The organism is Bradyrhizobium sp. TM102, from assembly GCF_009176685.1.
In the GTDB taxonomy this organism is placed as follows: Bacteria; Pseudomonadota; Alphaproteobacteria; order Rhizobiales; family Xanthobacteraceae; genus Bradyrhizobium; species Bradyrhizobium ottawaense.
This window is the reverse complement of sequence record NZ_AP021855.1, coordinates 4,364,609-4,384,499: the sequence shown is the minus strand read 5'-3', so window position 1 is coordinate 4,384,499 and position 19,891 is coordinate 4,364,609. Positions and strand designations below refer to the sequence as shown.

Annotated in this window: 19 protein-coding genes, 2 tRNA genes and 1 pseudogene; 16 read left to right on the top strand and 6 right to left on the bottom strand. The window is 64.8% G+C overall.

Going from position 1 to position 19,891, the window contains the following annotated elements; translation table 11 throughout:
* Nucleotides 1-111: 111 nt before the first annotated feature.
* The 3 genes and pseudogenes from GDN70_RS20980 to GDN70_RS35045 form a co-directional block, all read left to right on the top strand.
* Nucleotides 112-717 (top strand): annotated as a pseudogene (locus tag GDN70_RS20980) (ABC transporter ATP-binding protein); the annotation flags it as partial.
* Between the two features lie 97 nt (nt 718-814).
* Nucleotides 815-888: transfer RNA gene (locus GDN70_RS20975), tRNA-Cys, on the top strand.
* A 200-nt stretch (nt 889-1,088) separates the two neighbouring features.
* The gene (locus GDN70_RS35045; protein ID WP_162832223.1) at nt 1,089-1,235 is read left to right on the top strand and encodes a hypothetical protein; all 147 of its coding nucleotides are present in this window, start codon (nt 1,089-1,091) and stop codon (nt 1,233-1,235) included.
* Nucleotides 1,236-1,312: 77 nt separating this feature from the next.
* Here GDN70_RS35045 and GDN70_RS20965 read toward each other — a convergent pair whose 3' ends face one another.
* A complete protein-coding gene (locus tag GDN70_RS20965; protein ID WP_028144701.1) occupies nt 1,313-1,510 on the bottom strand; it encodes a hypothetical protein in 198 nt (65 codons plus the stop codon).
* 261 nt (nt 1,511-1,771) lie between these two features.
* On the opposite strand from GDN70_RS20965, the gene GDN70_RS20960 reads away from it, so the two are divergent.
* The 11 genes from GDN70_RS20960 to GDN70_RS20900 all read left to right on the top strand — a co-directional run bounded on the left by GDN70_RS20960 (nt 1,772) and on the right by GDN70_RS20900 (nt 14,400).
* Nucleotides 1,772-2,032, top strand: coding sequence for a hypothetical protein (locus GDN70_RS20960; RefSeq protein WP_015686208.1), 261 nt, complete (start codon nt 1,772-1,774; stop codon nt 2,030-2,032).
* Between the two features lie 1,189 nt (nt 2,033-3,221).
* A complete protein-coding gene (locus GDN70_RS20945) occupies nt 3,222-4,385 on the top strand; it encodes a PspA/IM30 family protein (protein ID WP_028144700.1) in 1,164 nt (387 codons plus the stop codon).
* A gap of 10 nt (nt 4,386-4,395) precedes the next feature.
* Nucleotides 4,396-5,055, top strand: a complete 660-nt coding sequence (locus GDN70_RS20940; protein ID WP_028144699.1) for an OB-fold-containig protein — start codon at nt 4,396-4,398, stop codon at nt 5,053-5,055.
* Between the two features lie 22 nt (nt 5,056-5,077).
* On the top strand, nt 5,078-6,772 hold the full coding sequence (locus GDN70_RS20935) for a flotillin family protein (RefSeq protein WP_028144698.1): 1,695 nt from the start codon (nt 5,078-5,080) through the stop codon (nt 6,770-6,772).
* 205 nt (nt 6,773-6,977) lie between these two features.
* Nucleotides 6,978-7,346, top strand: a complete 369-nt coding sequence (locus GDN70_RS20930) for a hypothetical protein (protein WP_028144697.1) — start codon at nt 6,978-6,980, stop codon at nt 7,344-7,346.
* 136 nt (nt 7,347-7,482) lie between these two features.
* Nucleotides 7,483-7,557: transfer RNA gene (locus GDN70_RS20925), tRNA-Asn, on the top strand.
* A 214-nt stretch (nt 7,558-7,771) separates the two neighbouring features.
* A complete protein-coding gene (locus GDN70_RS20920) occupies nt 7,772-7,945 on the top strand; it encodes a hypothetical protein (protein ID WP_018320416.1) in 174 nt (57 codons plus the stop codon).
* Between the two features lie 137 nt (nt 7,946-8,082).
* Nucleotides 8,083-8,736: a protein-L-isoaspartate O-methyltransferase gene (locus GDN70_RS20915; protein ID WP_038946736.1), complete on the top strand. Its 654-nt coding sequence runs from the start codon at nt 8,083-8,085 to the stop codon at nt 8,734-8,736.
* 204 nt (nt 8,737-8,940) lie between these two features.
* Nucleotides 8,941-10,326, top strand: a complete 1,386-nt coding sequence (locus tag GDN70_RS20910; RefSeq protein ID WP_028144695.1) for a TolC family outer membrane protein — start codon at nt 8,941-8,943, stop codon at nt 10,324-10,326.
* A gap of 303 nt (nt 10,327-10,629) precedes the next feature.
* Nucleotides 10,630-11,397, top strand: coding sequence for a PopZ family protein (locus GDN70_RS20905; protein WP_038946737.1), 768 nt, complete (start codon nt 10,630-10,632; stop codon nt 11,395-11,397).
* A 126-nt stretch (nt 11,398-11,523) separates the two neighbouring features.
* Entirely contained in the window at nt 11,524-14,400 is a 2,877-nt protein-coding gene (locus GDN70_RS20900) for a valine--tRNA ligase (RefSeq protein ID WP_152102993.1), read from the top strand.
* Between the two features lie 5 nt (nt 14,401-14,405).
* On the opposite strand, the gene GDN70_RS20895 is transcribed toward GDN70_RS20900, so the two are convergent.
* Nucleotides 14,406-15,008 (bottom strand): DNA-3-methyladenine glycosylase, encoded by a 603-nt coding sequence (locus GDN70_RS20895; RefSeq protein ID WP_152102992.1) that lies wholly within the window; start codon nt 15,006-15,008, stop codon nt 14,406-14,408.
* 130 nt (nt 15,009-15,138) lie between these two features.
* Between GDN70_RS20895 and lipA the strand changes: the two genes are divergently transcribed.
* A complete protein-coding gene (gene lipA, locus GDN70_RS20890; protein WP_028144691.1) occupies nt 15,139-16,095 on the top strand; it encodes a lipoyl synthase in 957 nt (318 codons plus the stop codon).
* A gap of 6 nt (nt 16,096-16,101) precedes the next feature.
* On the top strand, nt 16,102-16,572 hold the full coding sequence (locus GDN70_RS20885) for a type II toxin-antitoxin system RatA family toxin (protein ID WP_028144690.1): 471 nt from the start codon (nt 16,102-16,104) through the stop codon (nt 16,570-16,572).
* A 149-nt stretch (nt 16,573-16,721) separates the two neighbouring features.
* Here the strand turns inward: GDN70_RS20885 and GDN70_RS20880 are convergent, their stop codons facing one another.
* Genes GDN70_RS20880 through GDN70_RS35040 form a run of 4 tightly spaced genes read right to left on the bottom strand, consistent with a single transcriptional unit; the run spans nt 16,722 to nt 19,885 of the window.
* Nucleotides 16,722-17,537, bottom strand: coding sequence for a c-type cytochrome (locus GDN70_RS20880; RefSeq protein ID WP_038970293.1), 816 nt, complete (start codon nt 17,535-17,537; stop codon nt 16,722-16,724).
* Nucleotides 17,537-19,159 (bottom strand): b(o/a)3-type cytochrome-c oxidase subunit 1, encoded by a 1,623-nt coding sequence (locus tag GDN70_RS20875; RefSeq protein ID WP_038970294.1) that lies wholly within the window; start codon nt 19,157-19,159, stop codon nt 17,537-17,539. The genes GDN70_RS20880 and GDN70_RS20875 overlap by 1 nt, the downstream gene beginning before the upstream one ends.
* A complete protein-coding gene (locus tag GDN70_RS20870) occupies nt 19,146-19,712 on the bottom strand; it encodes a cytochrome c oxidase subunit II (protein ID WP_038970295.1) in 567 nt (188 codons plus the stop codon). Before GDN70_RS20870 ends, GDN70_RS20875 begins: the two co-directional genes overlap by 14 nt.
* Complete coding sequence (locus tag GDN70_RS35040) at nt 19,709-19,885, bottom strand: hypothetical protein (protein WP_018320427.1); 177 nt, start codon at nt 19,883-19,885, stop codon at nt 19,709-19,711. The genes GDN70_RS20870 and GDN70_RS35040 overlap by 4 nt, the downstream gene beginning before the upstream one ends.
* Nucleotides 19,886-19,891: the final 6 nt, after the last annotated feature.

Here is a 19,891-nt window from a genome sequence, read left to right as displayed (position 1 = left end):
TTTCCGGTGCTGTCGTTTCGCGACCGCTCGCTGCGCAGCCGGTTCGTCGGCGCCGTGACGCTGCGCCGGAAGGCGGCGGTCTCGCACCTCGTCAAGGCATTGAACGAGGTCAGCCTCGATATCCGCGCCGGCGACCGCCTCGCCATCATCGGCGCCAATGGTGCCGGCAAGACCACGCTGCTGCGGGTTCTCGCCGGCATCTATCATCCGACGGCGGGCAGCATCGACGTGCGCGGCCGCTGCCTGTCGCTGTTCGATTTGCAGGCCGGCTTCGACGAGGAAGCGACCGGTTACGAGAACATCATGCGGCGCGGGCTCGTGATCGGCGCGCGCCGCGCCGAGATCGACGCGCGGCGGGCGGAGATTGCCGAGTTCACCGAGCTCGGCGACCGGCTCGACCTGCCGCTGCGCACCTATTCCAGCGGCATGATGCTGCGCCTGATCTTCGCGGTCGCAACCGCGGTCGAGGGCGAGATCGTGCTGCTCGACGAATGGATCGGCGTCGGCGACCAGCAATTCCGCAAGAAGGCGCGGCAGCGATTGGATGAGATCGTCGCCCGCGCCGGCATCCTGGTGCTCGCCTCGCATGACATCGAGCTGATCCAGAGCACCTGCAACCGGGCGATCCTGCTGGAGCAGGGGAAGATCATCGCGGCCGGCGCAACCGATACGATTCTCGCGCAATATCTGGCGGGGTCCGGCGGGAAGAAGGCGTAGCGGTTCGAAGGTCCCCCTGACGGGGCGGCCTCCAGCCAAAATCGGACGAAGGCGGTTGCCTAAACCCTTCATCCCCTATATTGCTCCGGCCTTACGGGGCCACGTGGCGGAGTGGTTACGCAACGGTCTGCAAAACCGTGTACACCAGTTCAATTCTGGTCGTGGCCTCCATCATATCCCTCTGATTTCCCAGCATAATTCGATTTCGCCGCCGGCGCCGCTGATGCTGCGCGCAACGTTCTGCCGACGTGAGAGGCGGATCGATCACCGGGTTTGTCCGGAGCTCGCTGGAACCCCCGATTCACGCCCGTTGGCATAGACTTCGCATCTGCGAAGTGATGCGACCGACATCAACGAGCGCTGGAGCACCCGTGGGCGACATCGTCCGATTTGTCCCGAAATCCGAGCTGGAGCGGGCCCGCCTCATCCGCGAGGCCCGTGCGATCTATGACAGCATCTTTCCATCGGCCGCACCCGACCGGGCGCCGCAGGATGGCGAGGAACGCGTCAAGACCTGATCGGCGCGCCACCCGATTTCCGGCGACGGCAAAACGCCCGCGAAAGCGGGCGCTACGGCTCACCGTGAAAGCAGCCCTCAGCAGGCTGCGTACCATCCGTCGGGGAACGGCAGGAGGGGCCAGGCGCCCTCGTTGTCATTGGCGGCTTTGGGCGTCGCGTCAAAACTCCACGAGCGGGGCACGAACTCCTCCTCCGGCGCGGGAGCAAAGTCTTCAATGACCATGGCGTCCCGGACGGCATCCAGCAACAAGTTGAATTCGGCTTCGCTTCTCATCGCACCCTCGCAGAACGCGGACGGCGCAATGTCGCAAAGCCGGTTTGTTACCCGGTTGAGCGGATCGTTCGCATTTTAACGATCCGGCGATCGGGTCCCGATTGGTTAGCGGTTTGTAAAAAATCCCCTGGGAAACTCTAGGTTCCTCCGCCGCGCCGGCAATGTGAAAGAGATCACATCCTCGGCGGTTTATTTCTCCTACCCCTTCGCATACCGGCCCGATGCAGGCTGGAGCGGGCACGGCGGAACGGGAGACTGGTCATGAAGGCGAGGTTCTTGCGGTTTGCGGGTGTGAAGAGCCGGGCGCGCCGCGCCTCCACGGTCGGGCTGTTCCTGACGCTGTTTGCTTCCGCCGCCCACGCGCAGGGGACAGCCGAACAGCGCCGGGCCTGCACGCCCGACGTCTACCGGCTCTGCGCCGGCGAAATCCCCAACGTCCGCGCCATCACGGCGTGCCTGCGGCGCAACCGCTCGAGCCTGAGCGAAGCCTGCCGCAGCGTGTTCGATCAGGCCGGCGGCTGAGGACCTGTGGATTTGTGCGCAGCAAGTGGCTCGCGCCGGCTGACGAATTCGCGATGGCGGTCCTGTGGATATGCTGCGGACAGCCTGTGGATCAACGGGGGCCGCAGCTCCCGTCACCCGGATGGGATCGCAGCGCAATCCGGCTCCTAGCCTACAAGCGGTTGCGCTGCCCGACGGGCAAAACACGCTAGCCGTGGGGCAAGACGCGCAGGCGAAAATATTCGCCTTTACAGAATTTCGGCTTTGTCGCATTGTCCCGCCACCTCACCCCGGTCAGAGGGGCGTATCGCGATCGTCACGAAACGTGGGGTGAGCTGCGGTGGACGTGGGTCACATCGGCGCGAAGGGTTTTGCAGGGCGGAGCGCCGTGAGCAAAGACCTCGCGCACACGACCGGTGTGATCGGCGTACGGCAAAATCGTGTCGTCCTGGCGCCCGGGGTCTGTGCGCCAAGTCTTGCGGTGATGTGTATTGCTCAACCGGGCAAGCGCATCAGCCATCCGCAAGGCGACGGGGGCAATAGTGCAACGCTCCCCGGGGAGAGCACGACATAAGCCGTCAAACCACTGCGCAGGGAAGGCCGGGTTGTCCTGGCTACACCTGTATGCCGCTGTGCAGCTTCTTGTCACGCAGGTTTCGCACAGTGGACCGCGGGTGCCAGCCGGCACCCGGTCTTCCCTGCGCCCTCTGACAAAGAGGGCGATGAGATGAGCAAAGCTCGGGCAGAGTGAGCCGCGAGGATGCGGATCTGTGTCTGCGTTACACATTGCAAGTTGGTGGAGCGAGGCGTTGCGTGGGGGAGCGCTTAGTCTCGCGTGCCCCGGACGCTGCGCAGCGTCTCCCCGGCGATGCGAAGCATCGTCCGGTTCGACGGTGCGCTGCAGAGCCGGGACCCATGCATCAGCAAGGTGCGCGGCTTCCCGGGGCCCGGCTCTGCGCCGCAACGCTGACGGCTGCAGCTTGTCCGGGACACGAAGGCTGCGCGAGCCGCAACCGGCTTGCCGAACCCTCCCTGCATTTCGTTTCAAATTGCAACCCGCGCGTGCAAGAAGTCTTGATCGGGTGTGATCTAGGGGTGAACGCCCGGCTTGAACGTGGGTCCCTGGCACAACGACTAATAAGTAGCGTGCATGAGGGTCAGGGAAACGTGATTGCGCCTCCTCTTTCTAAAGCACCAAAATGGTGCTTTAGTGCTTTCCATGAGCCAGTCGCCCCGAAACGCGCCGTCCGCGCTGCGTTACAGGCTTGCCCCTGATTCGGCCGCCAAGGCCGCGCTGGAGGCGACGTTCAGGGCTTATGACCGCATGATGGAGATCCTCGATGAGGTCGCGCGGAGCCACAATGTCGGCTCCAATGTCGTCCTGCTGCATGCCCACGCCTATGACCCGATCCGCAAACAGACCGCGCTGCCTTCGCGCCTGGTGACGCTGGGCCTGCGTGACCGCGCCGAGTATCGCGCGGCACAGGGCCGCCGTCTGCCGCTCGACGACAAGCTCGCCAAGATCAAGGGGCCGGCCACCATCTCGATTGCGACCGTCGAGGGACGCTTCAGCGTGCCCTTCGACTATGCCGGCTATGCCGAGGGCTGGGGGCAAAGCGTGCCCGCGCGCCTCATCCGCACCGACGACGGCTTTGAAGTTCACTACGGCGTCACGCCGAACAATCTGCCAGAGGAGGAGAACGCCATGGATACCATCGCTGCCGCTCCCGAAAACTTCCTGTCCCGGGTCGGGCGCCTGATCGCCGGGATCGCCTATGACGCGATCGAGCAGGCGGAAGGCAAGAACAAGCTGAAAGTGGTCGGGCAGGCCATCCGCGAGATCGAGCGGGCCGAGAGCGAAGCGCGCGACGGGCTGGCCGCTGCGCGTGCCGAGGAGTATCGCCTCAACGCGCGCCGTACCGAGATCGAACGCGAGATGGCCGATCTCGCCCCCAAGATCGAGGGCGCGATCGCTGACAGCCGCGACGATCTCGCCCGCGCCGGCATCGCGCGGCAGATGGATCTGGAGGCGCAGTTCGATGTGCTCTCCCGGGCCATCGACGAGAACAACGAGAAGATCGAGCAATGCATCACCTCGCTGCGCGCGGTGCTGTCTGCGCTCCAGGACGCCGAGCAGCGCCGTGCCGATCTCGAAAAGAGCGAGGCGGCGGTAATCCATCAGGCCTCGACGTCATCCCGAAAACAGGGCGGCGGCTCTGCGGCAGCGAAGGCGCTGCGGGCGGGCAGGGCGGTGGCACGCGCCACCGGCGTGCCGCCGGGTATTCCCTATTCGAGCGACATCGACGAGCTCAGCACGCTGCATCGCGACAAGGAAATTGCGGCGAGGCTCGCGCGATTGAAGTCGCGCTCCTGAGTACCGTGTCATGAGCGCTCTGCTCGAACACGTCATGTCGCCGGAGGTCAGGCCGTTCGCGATCGCGGCGGCCATGATCCTCATCGTCGGCTCGATCGAAGTGGTCTCGATGCTGGTCGGGGCTTCCTTGAGCGAAATGCTCGGCACCAACATCGATTTCGCTCACCCCAGCGACAATGGCGTGATCAACGCCATTTCCTGGATCAATGTCGGCGGCGTGCCGCTTCTGATCTTCCTGCTGCTGCTGCTCGGCGCCTTCTCCATCACCGGCTTCCTGATCCAGGACATCGCGCGAATGGTTGCGGGGCCCTTGCCGGCAACGCTCGCCTCGGTCGGGGCCGTCGCGGTCTCGGTTCCGCTGGTCCGCGCTGCCAGCAGGGCGATCGCGCGGGCCATTCCCAGGGATGAAAGCTATGCCGTTGGCCTCGGGGATCTCGTCGGCCGCATCGGTGAGGTCGTCATCGGCCCGCTCGACCAGGGGCCGCCCGGGCGCGTCAGCGTCGCCGACGTCCACGGCAACCGCCATTTCGTCTGGGCGGTTGCGGCGCCGGCGTCATCGCCCCTGCCACAGGGAACCATGGTCCTGCTGGTCGACCGCGACGGCACCCGCTTCGTGGCGGTCAAGGCCGACGATGAACTCAAACCTTCCAAGCCCACTCTAAACAGCTAGCAAGTCATCATCGGAGAACATCATGTTCGACATCGCAGTCCCGGCCATGATCGGCGTCGCGCTGATCGTCGTCCTGGGGATCGTCTTCACCATCCTCTACAAGCGCGCCACCCGCGACGAGGCTTTCGTGCGCACCGGCCTCGGCGGCAAGAAGGTCGTGCTGGACGGCGGCGCCATGATCCTGCCGATCTTCCACTCCTATGCCAGCGTCAATCTGAAGACACTGCGGCTCACGGTGGAACGCAAGGAGCGGGAATCCCTCATCACCAAGGACCGGCTGCGCGTCGACATCGTCGCCGAATTCTACGTGCGCGTCCGTCCCGACGATGAGAGTATCGCGCTTGCAAGCCAGACGCTGGGCGCGCTGACCAATGACGCCGAGGCCCTGCGCAACCAGGTCGAGGCGAAATTCGTCGACGGCCTGCGCTCGGTGGCGGCGACCATGTCCATTTTGGAGCTGCAGGAAAAGCGCAGCGATTTCGTCAAGCACGTGCAGGCCACGGTCGAGTCCGACGTCAAGTCGAACGGCCTCGAGCTCGAATCGGTGTCATTGACAAAACTCGACCAGACCGACGTCAAGTTCTTCAACCCGGAAAACTTCTTCGACGCCGAAGGTCTCACCCAGCTCAAGACCGTCACCGAGACGCGCCGGCGCGACCGCAACGCCATCGTGCGCGACAACGAGGTGGCGATCGCCCAGAAGGACCTCGAGGCGCGGCAGCAGACCCTCGGCATCGAGCGGACCAAGAAGGAGGCCGAGCTGTCGCAGGAGCGCGACATCGCCAACAAGACCGCGAGCACCCGCGCCGAGGTCGCAACCGCGACGCAGACCGCGCGCCTGACCGAGGAGAATGCCCGCATCGATACCGACCGTGCCGTTGCCGAGAAGGAAGCCGGCGCCAAGCAGGTCAAGGAAACCGCGGTGATCGAATCGGATCTGGCGATCAACAAGCGCAAGACCGACGCCCAGCGCGAGATCCAGATCGCGACCCAGGAGAACGAGATCCAGATCGCCTCCAAGAGCAAGCAGACCTCTGAAGCCGTCGCCGAGGCCAAGACCGCCGAAGCGATCGCGGTCTCCGCGGAGGAAAAAGTCGTGACCGCACGCGCGGTCGAGGTCGCCGATCGCGCCCGTCTCACCCAGGTGCTGGCCGCGCGGACCGAGGCCGAGCGCAAATCGACGGAGCTGATCGTCGCGGCCGAAGCCGAGAAGAAGGCCTCGCTCGATCGCGCCGAGGCCGTGAAGACGCTGGCCACGGCCGAAGCCGAGTCCAACAAGATCAAGGCCGTCGGCGTGCGCAACATCGGTGAGGCGGAAGCTGCCGTCATCACCATGAAGAACGAGGCGCAGAACAAGCTCGGCAGCAACGTCATCGACTTCGAGATCGCCAAGAAGCGGATCGAGACGATGCCGTCGGCGCTGGCCGAGATGGTCAAGCCGATCGCCAACCTCAAGGACGTCCGTATCCTGCACACCGGCGGCGCCTTCGGCGGCAACGGCGCCGGTGGAGGCAATGTCGGCTTCGGCGAGGGACTCGCCGGCGAACTCCTCAAGGTGCATGCGCTGCGTCCGATGATCGACGAGATCCTGCGCCAGAGCGGCTTTGCGCCCGACGACGATCCCGTGAAGGCGCTGGTCGGCGCCGTGACGGGGAAGAGCAACGGCGCCGCCGTGCCGGCTCCGGCACCGGAGAAGACGAACACCGCCGATCTATGAATGCCCGTTCATTGCTGCGGAGAATTCGAATCGATAAACAGGCTGAGCGCGTCTCGCGTCGCGCAACGTGCCGGAGTGACGATCGATCGTCTTGAACCTTCGATCGCACTCCGGACGAACCTTCCAAGGCAACGACATTGGTTGCCGCGGCGCCTGCGCCGATCGACGCCAGGCGCTGAAGCCTGTTTCGATCGGGGAATTTCATATGAAATATTTTCTGTCTGGACTGATCGCGATCGGCCTTTCGATCGCCGCCATGCCCTCGTTCGCGGCCGATGCCCGCAACGTCACCGTCGTCAACGAGACCGGCTATGCCATCAAATTCCTGGGCTTCAACGCGCCGGACGATGGCCTGGACGAATGGGACAATGAACTCGAGAAGGTTTTGCAGAACCAGGCCAGCACCTATGTCGAGTTCGACGAGGACGACGAGGGCTGCGTCTGGAACATCCGCGTCGACTGGCAGAACTACGACGAAGCCGTGCTCTGGAAAAACGTCAACCTCTGCAAGATGACCGCGCTTCGGCTGCGCTACGATCCCGGCACCAAGACCACCTCGTTCCTCGCCGAGTAGCGTTTGGCCGACACGGCCCGGAGGAGGGGGCGTCCCAGCCTTCCTCCGGCGCATTGCGGATGATGACGAATTCGTCCTTTGCAAGCGCAAGCGGCTTTGTTATACGCAGCCGCGCGCGAACGACTGGTTCGCCTTTTCCTCGGTAGCTCAGCGGTAGAGCATCCGACTGTTAATCGGATGGTCGCTGGTTCGAATCCAGCCCGGGGAGCCAAATTCTGCCGCAGATTCAATGATTTATGGCCGCGCCCTCATGTAGCGCGCGACGTCGTTGTCTTGCTCTCTGAGCCGCGCATCCATAGATTCTTGCCCGGAATCATCCTCAAGCAGATGTGTGCATGGGCGCCGTCACGCCATGCGGGTGGCGCCAAATCGACTCAATTGAAATCGAGCCTCGGGTTTGCCGGATCTCAACGGAGCTGATTCCCATGCCAGACATCCAGGTCGACCATATGGCCCCCTCGATTCTGCCGGCCGACATTCCCGAGCTCAGCGACGACGAATGCCTCGCCTGTCTGGCGCGTGCGGTCGAGACGCCCGATTCGGCGCGGCTGGACGAAGTCGCCGCTCTCATCGGCCGCCTCGCGGTGGCCATCGAATAATCCGTCCCGACCCTGATGCGGTAACATGCGGATGCCCTAGCTGCGCAGGCTAACGGCCGTGTTGCGTTTTGGCCGTGCATGCTCCAAAGATGCCGCGAATTTCGTCCGCGGCATCGTCCGCCTTGCAGGGTCCGCAAATGTCCGGTTTCTCGACCGCGCGCCTCAAAATGGTCGATGGCCAGGTGCGCACCAATGACGTCACAGATCGTCGTGTTCTCGATGCCATGCTCACGGTTCCACGCGAGGCCTTCGTGCCGGCCGACCGGCAGGCGCTGGCCTATCTCGATCTCGATCTCGACGTGAGCGAAGGCGCTGCAAAGCGGTTCCTGATCAAGCCGCAGCTGACCGGCAAGCTGCTCCAGGCCGCCGAGATCGGCGAGGGCGACAACGTGCTGGTGGTCGGTTGCGCCACGGGTTACCTCGCCGCGCTGACCGCCAAGCTGGCCGGCCAGGTCACCGCCACCGAATGCGATTCGGCTTTGGCCGCGAAAGCCAAGGCCGCCCTGAACCTTGCCAACGTCACCTGCAAGGCTGCGGCCTGCGCCGACGGCGATCCGTCCGCCGCTCCCTATGACGTGATCATCCTCAATGGCGCGACTGAGGTGACCCCGGAAGCGCTACTCGGGCAGCTGAAGGAGGGCGGGCGTCTGGTGGGGGTGTCGGCCGAATCCAGGCCGCCGCGCGCCATAATCGTGACCCATACCCATGGTGAATTCGGCCATCGGGCCCTGTTCGACGCTGCCGCTCCGGTCCTTCCCGGGCTGGAGCGGGCGGCCGCCTTCGTCTTCTGACGCCTAAAACGCGATAAAATCCCGTTCTGAATCAGAAGTGTGGCCGGGATGCTGCACGTGAAGAGTTTCCACCGAGAACTACCCTCAGGTAGTTCCGTCGCGCTTGACCGCGTCTTATGTTGCGGCGGGGCAACGACTCCACTCGTAGACGGTAACCCAGCTCGCGGGCACGAGCCGGGCGTTAGAATGAACGGAATTTTTGGGATGCATGGGGTGAAGCTCTTCACCGGAGCTGCGGTTTCGGTCCTGCTGCTCGCGCTTGCCGGGCCGACGCCTGCCTTGGCGGACACGATCGAGTCCGCGCTGGTGCGCGCCTATCAGAACAATCCACAGCTCAACGCACAGCGCGCCCAGGTGCGCTCGACCGATGAAAACGTGCCGCAGGCGCTGTCGGGATATCGCCCGAAGGTCTCGCTGACGGCGAGCGGGGGCATTCAGTACTCGGACTTCAAAAGTGCCACCAACAGCGATCCGATTAACGGTAAGGGCTATCCCCGAAGCGTGGGACTGACTGCCACCCAGACGCTCTACAACGGCAACCAGACCGCCAACAGAACGCGCGCCGCGGAGAGTCAGGTTTCCGGCTCCCGCGAAGCGTTGCGCAGCCTCGATCAAACCGTGCTGCTCCAGGCCGCCACGACCTACATGGACTATCTGCGCGACGCGGCGACGCTCGAAGTCCAGCGCAGCAACGTGCGCGTGCTCGAGCAGACGCTCAAGCAGACCCGTGATCGCTTCAATGTCGGCGAGGTGACGCGCACCGACGTTGCGCAATCGGAAGCACAGCTGGCGGCTGGCAGGACGCAGGCCCTGACCGCGGAAGCAAATCTCACCACGACGCGCGCGAACTTCCGTCGCATCATCGGCAACGAGCCGACGAATCTGGCACCCGGCTCGCCGGTGGATCGCTTCCTGCCTGCGACGCTCGCTGCCGCGGTCGAGCTCGGCCTCGTCGAGCATCCGAACGTCACGGCCGCGATGTTCGGCATTGACGTCAATTTCTTGCAGGTCAAGGTTGCCGAGGGCGCTCTGCTGCCCACGGTCACCCTGCAGGCGGGCGTGACCCAGGCCTACGAACAATCTTTGATTCAGTACCGCTCGCTCAGCGCTTCCGCGCTCGCGCAGATCTCGGTGCCGATCTATCAGGGTGGTTCCGAATATTCGCTGATCCGCCAGTCCAAGGAAAACCTGGCGCAGCAACGTCTCAACCTCGAAAACACGCGGGATCAGACCCGCGCGACCGTCGTGCAGTGGTGGGGTTCGCTGCAGGCCGGCAAGGCGCAGGTGCAATCGGCGCAAGCGCAGGTGACGGCGTCCGAGATCGCGCTGAACGGCGTGCGTGAAGAGGCAAAGGCCGGTCAGCGCACCACGCTCGACGTGCTCAACGCGCAGCAAGCGCTGGTCAATGCGCGCGTCGCGCTCGTGACCGCGCAGCACGACCGTGTCGTCGCATCGTACAACGTCCTCGCCGCCGTCGGCCGTCTGGCGCCGCAGGTCCTCGGCCTTGGGACGACGGTTTATGATCCCAGCGTTCACTACCATCAGGTCCGCGATAGCTGGGCCGGCGTGCGTACGCCTGACGGGCGCTGATTCCCGTACTCGTCCGGTCGGCCTCGTGAATTGCCGAGGCCGACCGGCGCTTTGCTTGCAATCACCAAAATCCCTGACATAGCCTTTCCAAGACGATGCGGGTCGATTCGCCTCGCAGTGATGCTGTATGCGTAAAGCTTGAGTGCCGGGGGCAGGGGCGCACCGCTGCACGTTGAGCCGTGATCTGGGGACAAGTCGGGCTGCCGCGACGAAAATGTCGGGCCACCCATCCGGAACCGGCCAATCCTGTCGTGCTTGGTGTAAAACAACGCATGCGAGGGCGTTGATGATGTGGAGTCGGAGATGACGCAGCCTGCAAAGGTCACAGAACCCTCGATGGAGGAGATTCTGGCCTCGATCCGGCGCATCATTGCCGACGATGAGGCCAAGCCGCCGCCGGCTGAGGCTGCAAAGCCGGCGCCAGCTCCTGCTGCGCCCGCACCCAAGCCGCAGGCGATGAACGACATTCCGCCCTCCAAGGTTGCCCCTGCCAAGCCTGCCGCTGAAAAACCCGCGCCACCCCCTGCCGCAAAGCCAGCACCGGCCCCACCGCCTGCACCTGCGGCGGATGCATCCAATAACCAGGACGATATCGACGCGCTGCTGGCGGGGCTCGATGCGGCAACACCTGCGCCGGAGGTCCGCGAGCCTGAGCCGGAGCCCGAGCCTGAGCCCGACGTGCTCGAATTGACCGACGAGATGGCGATGGACCCGACGCCGCCTCCGCCGCCGCCGAGTTTCCGCAAGGTCGAGCCGCGCGACGACCTCGAATTCGCCGAATCGCCGCCGCCGCGTCCGACCCCGCCGCCGTCCTACGCGCCGGTGGACTTCGATGCCCCGCCGCTGCCGCCGCAGCAGCCCATGCTCGCGCAGTCGACGGTCTCGGCGGTCGAATCCGCCTTCAACTCCCTGGCCCATACGGTGCTCAGCAGCAATGCACGGACGCTGGAGGATCTGGTCAAGGAGATGCTGCGTCCGATGCTGAAATCCTGGCTCGACGACAATTTGCCGGGGCTCGTTGAACGCATCGTGAAGGCCGAAATCGAGCGGGTCTCGCGCGGTGGCCGCTGAGACGGTCGTGCGGCCCCGATAAAGCCCTGCTCCTGTGGCATATTCGGTCTGCGGACCGGGCTGGAAAGCCTTTGCCGCTGAGCTTCCCGTTGACTTGACCCGCACACGCGGCTTTCTAACAGCCCCATGATCGAGAAAAATTACCAGCCCGCCGATATCGAAGCCCGCATGTCCGTGGTGTGGGAGGACAGCCTTGCCTTCAAGGCCGGCCGCCCCGACCGCCGCGACGCCGTGCCCTTTACCATCGTGATCCCGCCGCCGAACGTGACGGGCTCGCTGCACATGGGCCACGCCCTCAACAACACGCTGCAGGACATCCTGTGCCGGTTCGAGCGCATGCGCGGCCGCGACGTGCTGTGGCAGCCCGGCACGGACCATGCCGGCATCGCCACCCAGATGGTGGTCGAGCGGCAGCTGATGGAGCGCCAGCAGCCTGGCCGCCGCGAGATGGGCCGCGAGAAGTTTCTCGAGCGCGTCTGGCAGTGGAAGGCCGAGAGCGGTGACACCATCATCAACCAGCTCAAGCGGCTCGGCGCCTCCTGCGACTGGTCGCGCGAACGCTTCACCATGGACGAGGGCCTGTCGAAGGCCGTCATCAAGGTGTTCGTCGAGCTGCACCGCGACGGCCTGATCTACAAGGACAAGCGGCTGGTGAACTGGGACACCAAGCTGCTGACCGCGATCTCCGATCTCGAAGTGCAGCAGACCGAGGTGAAGGGCCATCTCTGGTATCTGCGCTATCCGATCGAGGGCAAGACATTCAGCCCTGAGGATCCCTCGAGCTTCATCGTCGTCGCCACCACGCGCCCCGAGACCATGCTCGGCGATACCGGCGTTGCCGTGCATCCCGAGGACGAGCGCTACCTGAAGCTGGTCGGCAAGAACGTGATCCTGCCGCTGGTGGGCCGCAAGATCCAGATCGTCGCCGACGATTATTCCGATCCCGAGAAGGGCTCGGGTGCGGTCAAGGTGACGCCGGCGCACGACTTCAACGACTTCGAGGTCGGCAATCGCCACGGCCTGCGCCGGATCAGCGTGATCGACAGGGAAGGCTGTCTCGATCTCGTCGACAACGAGGATTATCTGCGCGACCTGCCGGAAGGCGCCGGACAATTCGCCGAGGAATTCCACAAGGTCGACCGCTTCGCCGCGCGCAAGCGCATCGTCGAGCGGCTGGAATCGTTCGGCTTCGTCGAGCGGATCGAGCCGCACACCCACATGGTCCCGCACGGCGATCGCTCCAACAGCGTGATCGAGCCGTATTTGACTGACCAGTGGTACGTCGACGCCAAGACGCTGGCAAAGCCCGCGATCGCGGCGGTGCGTTCGGGCGAGACGTCGTTCGTGCCGAAAAACTGGGAAAAGACCTATTTCGAGTGGATGGAGAACATCCAGCCCTGGTGCATCTCGCGCCAGCTCTGGTGGGGCCATCAGATCCCGGCCTGGTACGGCCCCGATGGCAAGGTGTTCGTCGCCGAGACCGAGGAAGAGGCAATCAGCCACGCGCTCGGCTACTACGTCGAGCAGGAGGTCATCACGGCCGAGCAAGGCCGCGAGATGGCGCTCGACCGCAACAAGCGCGAGGGCTTCATCACGCGCGACGAGGACGTGCTCGACACCTGGTTCTCCTCGGCGCTGTGGCCGTTCTCGACGCTCGGCTGGCCCGAGGATGCGCCCGAGGTGCAGCGCTATTACCCGACCAATGCGCTGGTGACCGGCTTCGACATCATCTTCTTCTGGGTCGCCCGCATGATGATGATGGGCCTGCACTTCATGAAGGAGGTGCCGTTCTCGACCATCTACATCCACGCCCTCGTCCGCGACGAGAAGGGCGCCAAGATGTCGAAGTCGAAGGGCAACGTCATCGATCCGCTCAACCTGATCGACGAATACGGCGCCGACGCGCTGCGCTTCACGCTGGCCGCGATGGCGGCGCAGGGCCGCGACATCAAGCTCGCGACCAGCCGCGTCGAAGGCTACCGCAATTTCGCGACCAAGCTCTGGAATGCTTCGCGGTTCGCCGAGATGAACCATTGCGCCGTGCCCGAGGGTTTCGAGCCGGCGAAGGCCAAGGAGACGCTGAACCGCTGGATCGCGCATGAGAGCGCGCACACCACGCGTGAGGTGACCGAGGCGATCGAGGCCTATCGCTTCAACGATGCCGCCGGCGCGATCTATCGCTTCGTCTGGAACGTCTATTGCGACTGGTATGTCGAGCTCGCCAAGCCCGTGCTGCTGGGCCCCGACAGCCCCGCCAAGGACGAGACCCGCGCCATGGTCGCCTGGGCGCGCGACGAGATCCTGAAGCTGCTGCACCCCTTCATGCCTTTCATCACAGAAGAGCTGTGGGAGGTGACGGCCAAGCGCGACGGTCTGCTCGCATTGGCGCAATGGCCGCTGAAGCCGGCCGAGCCGACCCCGGAGCAGCTCGCAATCCTCGCCGCAGCGGCCGGACCGACCGAACCGCTGATGTCGCCGATGCTGGTCATGCCGATCTTCGACCACGCGGACTTCACCGATCCCAAGGCGGAAGCCGAGATCGGCTGGGTGATCGACCTGATCACGCAGATCCGTTCGGTGCGTGCCGAGATGAACATTCCGCCGGCGACGCTGACGGCGCTGGTGCTCGTCGGCGCTTCCGCCGAAACCAGGGAGCGCGCGCCGCGCTGGACCGACGTCATCAAGCGCATGGCGCGGCTGTCGGACATCTCCTTCGCCGATCGCGCGCCCGACGGAGCGGTTCAGCTGCTCGTCCGCGGCGAGGTGGCCGCGCTGCCGCTCAAGGGCGTGATCGACGTCGCCGCCGAGCGCACGCGTCTCGACAAGGAGATCGGCAAGGCCGACGCCGACATCAAGCGCGCCGAGTCCAAGCTCGCGAACGAAAAATTCGTCGCCAACGCGGCCGAGGAGGTCGTCGAGGAGGAGCGCGAAAAGCGCGAGGCCGCGCTGGCGCGCAAGGCCAAGCTGCTCGAGGCGCTGGAGCGGCTGAAGCAGGCGTCCTGAGGACGCTATTTCGGAAACGGCTTGCTCAAAAACTTTGAGCCCCTGACGCCATAGCGCCAGGGCAGCTCGACGGCCTTGGTGATGCCGATCCGGATGCCGGCAACCACCTCCAACTCCTCGGTCCTCGCATGCAGCGCGATCGGAGGCCGGTCCAGCGGCAGCGTGTTGTGCGCGATGGTGATGCCGAGCGCCTCGGTCAGCTTGCCCGGACCCGAGCACAGCGCGTGCGCATCCTGGAGGCGACGCCGGCGGCGCATGACGGCGATCCCGTGCGTCGGCTCCAGCGCGCGGATCAGCACGGCGCTGGCCGAGCCTTCCTCCTCGCAGACGAAGTTCACGCACCAGTGGATGCCGTAGGAGCGATAGACATAGGCATAGCCGGGCGGGCCGAACATCACCTGGTTCCGCGGCGTCGGACCCTTGTAGGAGTGCGCCGCCGGCTCGGTATGATGATAGGCCTCGACCTCGACAATGAGGCCGCCGACGCCGTCGACCAGCATGGTGGCACCGATCAGGTCCCGGGCGACCTCGCGGACGTCGCGGTGGAAAAAGGCCCGCTTCAGAACCTTGCCCAGCCGCGGTGTGGAAGTCTTCGATACTGGAGCCATTCGAGGTGAGAATCGCTTGAGAACAGAGCAGGATATTGCCCATATCTGCCATGTTCCCTGAAGCGGCGCGAGCCGGGTTGCGATGCGTGGCGAGACCGACTAGGTAGGACCTGAACAGACCGGACACCCCATGGTCGTTATTGTCGATACCATCACGAACCCGCTGCGCCCGCGCCACCCCGAAAAGGTGAATCGCCCTGACTCCGCTTCGCCGCCGAAGCCGGACTGGATCCGCGTGCGCGCGCCCAATACCCGCGGCTACGGCGAGACCCGCAACATCGTGCGCGCCAACGGCCTGCACACGGTGTGCGAGGAAGCGGGCTGCCCGAACATCGGCGAGTGCTGGGACAAAAAGCACGCCACCTTCATGATCATGGGTGACACCTGCACCCGCGCCTGCGCCTTCTGCAACGTCAAGACCGGCCTGCCCAATGCGCTGGATGCAGCCGAGCCTGAGAACGTCGCCGAGGCGACCGCCAAGCTCGGCCTTGCCCATGTCGTCATCACCTCCGTGGACCGCGACGATCTCGCTGACGGCGGCGCCGAGCATTTTGCCCAGACCATCCGCGCGATCCGGGCGGCGTGCCCCTCGACCACGATCGAGATCCTGACGCCGGACTTCCTGCGCAAGGAGGGGGCGCTCGAGGTGGTCGTTGCCGCCAAGCCCGACGTCTTCAACCACAATCTCGAGACCGTGCCGTCGCGCTATCTCACGGTGCGGCCGGGCGCGCGCTATTTCCATTCGATCCGGCTGTTGCAGCGGGTCAAGGAGCTCGATCCCACCATCTTCACCAAGTCCGGCATCATGGTCGGCCTCGGCGAGGAGCGCCACGAGGTGCAGCAGGTGATGGACGATCTGCGCTCCGCCGAGGTCGATTTCCTGACCATCGGCCAGTACCTGCAGCCGACCCGCAAGCACCACGCCGTGATGCGCTACGTGCCGCCGGACGAGTTCGCCTCTTACGAGAAGGTCGCCTACACCAAGGGCTTCCTGATGGTGTCGGCGAGCCCGCTCACCCGCTCGTCGCATCATGCCGGCGAGGATTTTGCGAGACTGAGGGCCGCGCGGGCCGCAACCGCCCGCTGAACCGCCATGCCCAAATTTTCGAGCAAGCGCCGTGTCAATCACAGCGCCTCCGAGATGTTCGATCTGGTCGCCGACGTCGAGCGCTACCCGGAATTCGTGCCGCTCTGCAGCGCGCTGAAGGTGCGCCAGCGCATGGCCAAGCCTGATGGCACCGAGGTGCTGGTCGCCGACATGACGGTCTCGTTCAAGCTGGTCAAGGAATCCTTCACCAGCCGCGTGAGCCTCGACCGCGCCAATCAGAAGATCCTGGTCGAATATCTGCAAGGTCCTTTCAGCAACCTGGAAAACCGCTGGACGTTCGAGCCCAAAGGTGAGGGCGTTTGCGACGTCGGTTTCTTCCTGTCTTACGAATTCAAGAGCCGCATGCTGGCGCTGCTGATGGGCTCGATGTTCGACGCCGCCTTCGCGCGGTTTTCGAGCGCGTTCGAAAAGCGCGCGGATGCGATCTACGGCCGGCCGAAGCTGGCATCGTCGTAGGTAACTCTCGTGTCCCGGACGCGCTGCAACGCCCTCAGCGTTGCTGCGCAGAGCCGGGACCCACGCCGCCCGAACGCCTCGGAAAGATGGGCCCCGGCTCTGCAGCGCACCGCTGAAGCAGCGCCGCGTCCGGGGCACGAGAGCCATCCTCAATCCACCGCCTTCACCACATCCGGCGGCTGCGAGGCGTAGTACGCCGCGGCCTGCTCGATCTCGTGCGGCGTCATTGCGCGGGCGATGTTGCGCATCTGCTGGCTGATGTCGTTGCGCCGTTCACCTGAGGCGAAGGCGTGAAGCTGCGCCTTCATGTAGGCCTCGGACTGCCCCTCCAGCCACGGGCTGCCGGTCTTGTTGTCGAGGCTGCCATGGCAGGAGCCGCAGGGCGCGATGCCGCGCATCGGCGCGCCGTAGATGACGATGTTGGGTTTCGGCAGTTGCGGCGTCGGATGATAGGCCGGAAGCCGCGGCAGATAGGCGTAATAGTTGGAGAGATCGGCGATCTCCTGGTCGGTCAGGTTGATCGCGAACGGCGACATCACGGCATTGGCGCGCGCACCGGAGCGGAAATCGTGCAGCTCCTTGTAGATCACGGCCGCATACTGGCCGGCGAGATTGGGCGAGTCCGCGCGGCTGACGCCGGTGGGGCCATGACAGATCGCGCAGCGCTGCGCCAGCGTCGCGCCGCGGCCGATCGCCTCCTGGCTCGGACGTGACAACGTGTTCGAGGTCAGCACGACCTCGGACAGGCGTTTTGCCTGCTCGGGCGCCGTGACGCTGGCCGCACGCTGCGGTACGCCAGCGGCGCTGCAGATCGCATCCCAGACGCCGGCGAACTGAACCCAGGGCTGTGCGAAAGGCAGCACAATGAAGCCGGCAATCGCGGTGACGACGAGGATCGCGGCGGTGATGCCGACGCCAGTCCTGAAATGGCTGTTGCGGAGAGTAAAGAGGTCGCGCGTGCTCATCACTGCGCTCCCACATAGACGGCCGGCACCGAGGTGCCCGAACTCAGCGCCAGATTCAGGATCGGATAGCCGTAATTGGTGAGGGTGAGGCCGATCATCAGTGCCACCCATAGCGCGTGGGTGTTGAGTGCGACCGGCACCGTCTTTGGTTCATGCACGGCGAGCGCGAAGCGATAGGGCCCGGCGTCGATTTGAGGCGCGCGCATGCCACGCGCCAAGATGACGATGAACATGATGCCCGAGGCCAGCAGGATGAAGCTGCCGATGGCCGACAGGGTGACGGAGAATGCCTGCGGTGCGATCGCGGGATCGCCGAAGTCGAAATAGGCCATGCGGCGCGGCATCCCCAGAATACCGACCCAGTGCCAGGGGAAGGTGGTGACGATCATGCCGATGAACCACAGCCAGAGCTGGGTGCGGATCAGGCGGATATCGATCAACTCCCGGCCCGTCAGATGCGGCCACAGATCATAGGCGATCGCGAAATACATGATCACGATGGCGCCGCCGAAGATCAGGTGGAAATGCCCGGTGATCCACTGCGTGTTGTGGATCGAGGCATCGAGCTGATAGCTCATGTTGATGAGGCCGCCGGCGCCGCCGAAGCCGAGCATGACGAAGGAGAACGCCAGCGCCAGCATCATCGGGTTGTCCCAGGGCAGGGCCCCGATCCAGCCGAACATGCCGCGGCCGCCGCGCAGCCGCGCCGCGATCTCGACCGAGGCGCAGATCGTGAACACGGTCAGCAGCGTCGGCAGCGCGACCAGCGCCGTGAAGGCGGAATGGATGAACTTGAAGCCGGCACCGACCTGCGGATCGGCAAAGGTGTGGTGCATGCCGATCGGCATCGCCACCACCAGGAACAGGATGAAGGAGATCCGCGCCATCGAGTCGGAATAGACGCGACCGCCGATCGCGCGCGGCACGATGGTATAATAGGCGATGTAGGTCGGCATCAGCCAGAAATAGACGATGGCGTGCAGTGTCCATGAGAAGAAGATGCGCGCCAGGCCGGCATCGATGGTGGCCTTGAGGCCTGCCGCAACCGGAATGATCTGGAGCAGCAGCTCGAGCGCGGCGCCGACCGCGGTCCAAGCCCACAAATACGAGCCCGCGACGTTGGCGAACATGGCGAGCGGCACTGGCGCGCCGGGATTGGCCTTGCGCCAGACGCGCAAGTTAATCGACATCAGCGCGACCCAGATCCACGAGCCGACCACCACCAGGACGACGCCGAGATAGTAGAAGACGTTGCCGATCAGCGGCGGATAGAAGGTGTAGAGCACCGAGGCACGCCCCATTGCGATCGGGATCACCGCCATGATGCTGCCGGCGACGATCAACCAGAATCCTGCCCAGGCCCAGCGCACGCCGACCAGGCGCTGCTGCAGCGCGGACTCGCTGATGGCGTAGCCGAATGCCATCGCCACCAGGGTCGGGAAGACGTAGCCCATCACCGTGCCGTGGGCGGTCAGCGAGCGGTAATAGAGCTCGGGGTTGGAGAGCCAGGTGCCGATCGGGCTGCGGATGAACATCTGCCAGGCGCCGAGCGTGAGCGCGATGCCGAATACGGCGAAGGCCAGCCAGAAATGGGCGAGGATGAGCTTCCTATTGACCAACACAGCTCAGCCTCCCGCCACCCTTCGCGCGATCGGCGAAATCGGTCTTGTCGATCACCTTGACCTTGCCCCACATGCCCTCGTGGCCAAAGCTGCAAAACTCCTGGCAGGGCATCAGATAGTCGCCGGTTTTCGCGAAGCGCATCAGCTGCTCCGAGATGTAGCCCGGCACCAGCATGGTGTTGACGTTGGTGCCCTGAATGAGGATGCCGTGGACGACGTCGGCGCTGGTGGCCCGCAGCGTGATCGGCGTATCCGCGGGCACCACGATGCAGGCAGGCGTGAAGGAATATTGCTGGCCGATTGCACGCACCGTGACGTTGCCGTTGGCCTCCAGCACGCTGCCGAGATTGCTCTCGACGAATTCGCCGGACAGATGCAGGCGCGAGGGATCGGTGATCTCGACGCGCGGCTGCGGCATGGTCGCGCGATGGATGCCGGCGAAAGCCGCCAGCAGCGCCATCATCACGATGATGATCACGGCGATGGTCGCCCAGCGCCGCTCGACGCGGGCCGCGACCTCGGCGCTGTCGTGATGAGTTTCCCCTGCGCTCATTGCAGCGATCCGCGGGGCAGGAAGACGAACAGATAGAAGGCGAGCCACATCGCGACCACGCAGGCGGTGGCGATGCCGGCGAGCACGATCGCGCCGGACGGGCCTTGCGCGACGACCTCCTCGACGGCCTGGTCGGCGCTAGCAGGGCTGGTCGGCGGATCGGAGTTGATCATGTGATT

Excerpts from the sequence above, each read along its gene's own strand:
- GDN70_RS20965 (WP_028144701.1), bottom strand. The coding sequence starts at position 1,510 with ATGAGAAGCGAAGCCGAATTCAACTTGTTGCTGGATGCCGTCCGGGAC.
- GDN70_RS20960 (WP_015686208.1), top strand. The coding sequence starts at position 1,772 with ATGAAGGCGAGGTTCTTGCGGTTTGCGGGTGTGAAGAGCCGGGCGCGC.
- GDN70_RS20940 (WP_028144699.1), top strand. The coding sequence starts at position 4,396 with ATGAGCGCTCTGCTCGAACACGTCATGTCGCCGGAGGTCAGGCCGTTC.
- GDN70_RS20935 (WP_028144698.1), top strand. The coding sequence starts at position 5,078 with ATGTTCGACATCGCAGTCCCGGCCATGATCGGCGTCGCGCTGATCGTC.
- GDN70_RS20930 (WP_028144697.1), top strand. The coding sequence starts at position 6,978 with ATGAAATATTTTCTGTCTGGACTGATCGCGATCGGCCTTTCGATCGCC.
- GDN70_RS20920 (WP_018320416.1), top strand. The coding sequence starts at position 7,772 with ATGCCAGACATCCAGGTCGACCATATGGCCCCCTCGATTCTGCCGGCC.
- GDN70_RS20915 (WP_038946736.1), top strand. The coding sequence starts at position 8,083 with ATGTCCGGTTTCTCGACCGCGCGCCTCAAAATGGTCGATGGCCAGGTG.
- GDN70_RS20910 (WP_028144695.1), top strand. The coding sequence starts at position 8,941 with ATGCATGGGGTGAAGCTCTTCACCGGAGCTGCGGTTTCGGTCCTGCTG.
- GDN70_RS20905 (WP_038946737.1), top strand. The coding sequence starts at position 10,630 with ATGACGCAGCCTGCAAAGGTCACAGAACCCTCGATGGAGGAGATTCTG.
- GDN70_RS20900 (WP_152102993.1), top strand. The coding sequence starts at position 11,524 with ATGATCGAGAAAAATTACCAGCCCGCCGATATCGAAGCCCGCATGTCC.
- GDN70_RS20895 (WP_152102992.1), bottom strand. The coding sequence starts at position 15,008 with ATGGCTCCAGTATCGAAGACTTCCACACCGCGGCTGGGCAAGGTTCTG.
- lipA (WP_028144691.1), top strand. The coding sequence starts at position 15,139 with ATGGTCGTTATTGTCGATACCATCACGAACCCGCTGCGCCCGCGCCAC.
- GDN70_RS20885 (WP_028144690.1), top strand. The coding sequence starts at position 16,102 with ATGCCCAAATTTTCGAGCAAGCGCCGTGTCAATCACAGCGCCTCCGAG.
- GDN70_RS20880 (WP_038970293.1), bottom strand. The coding sequence starts at position 17,537 with ATGAGCACGCGCGACCTCTTTACTCTCCGCAACAGCCATTTCAGGACT.
- GDN70_RS20870 (WP_038970295.1), bottom strand. The coding sequence starts at position 19,712 with ATGAGCGCAGGGGAAACTCATCACGACAGCGCCGAGGTCGCGGCCCGC.
- GDN70_RS35040 (WP_018320427.1), bottom strand. The coding sequence starts at position 19,885 with ATGATCAACTCCGATCCGCCGACCAGCCCTGCTAGCGCCGACCAGGCC.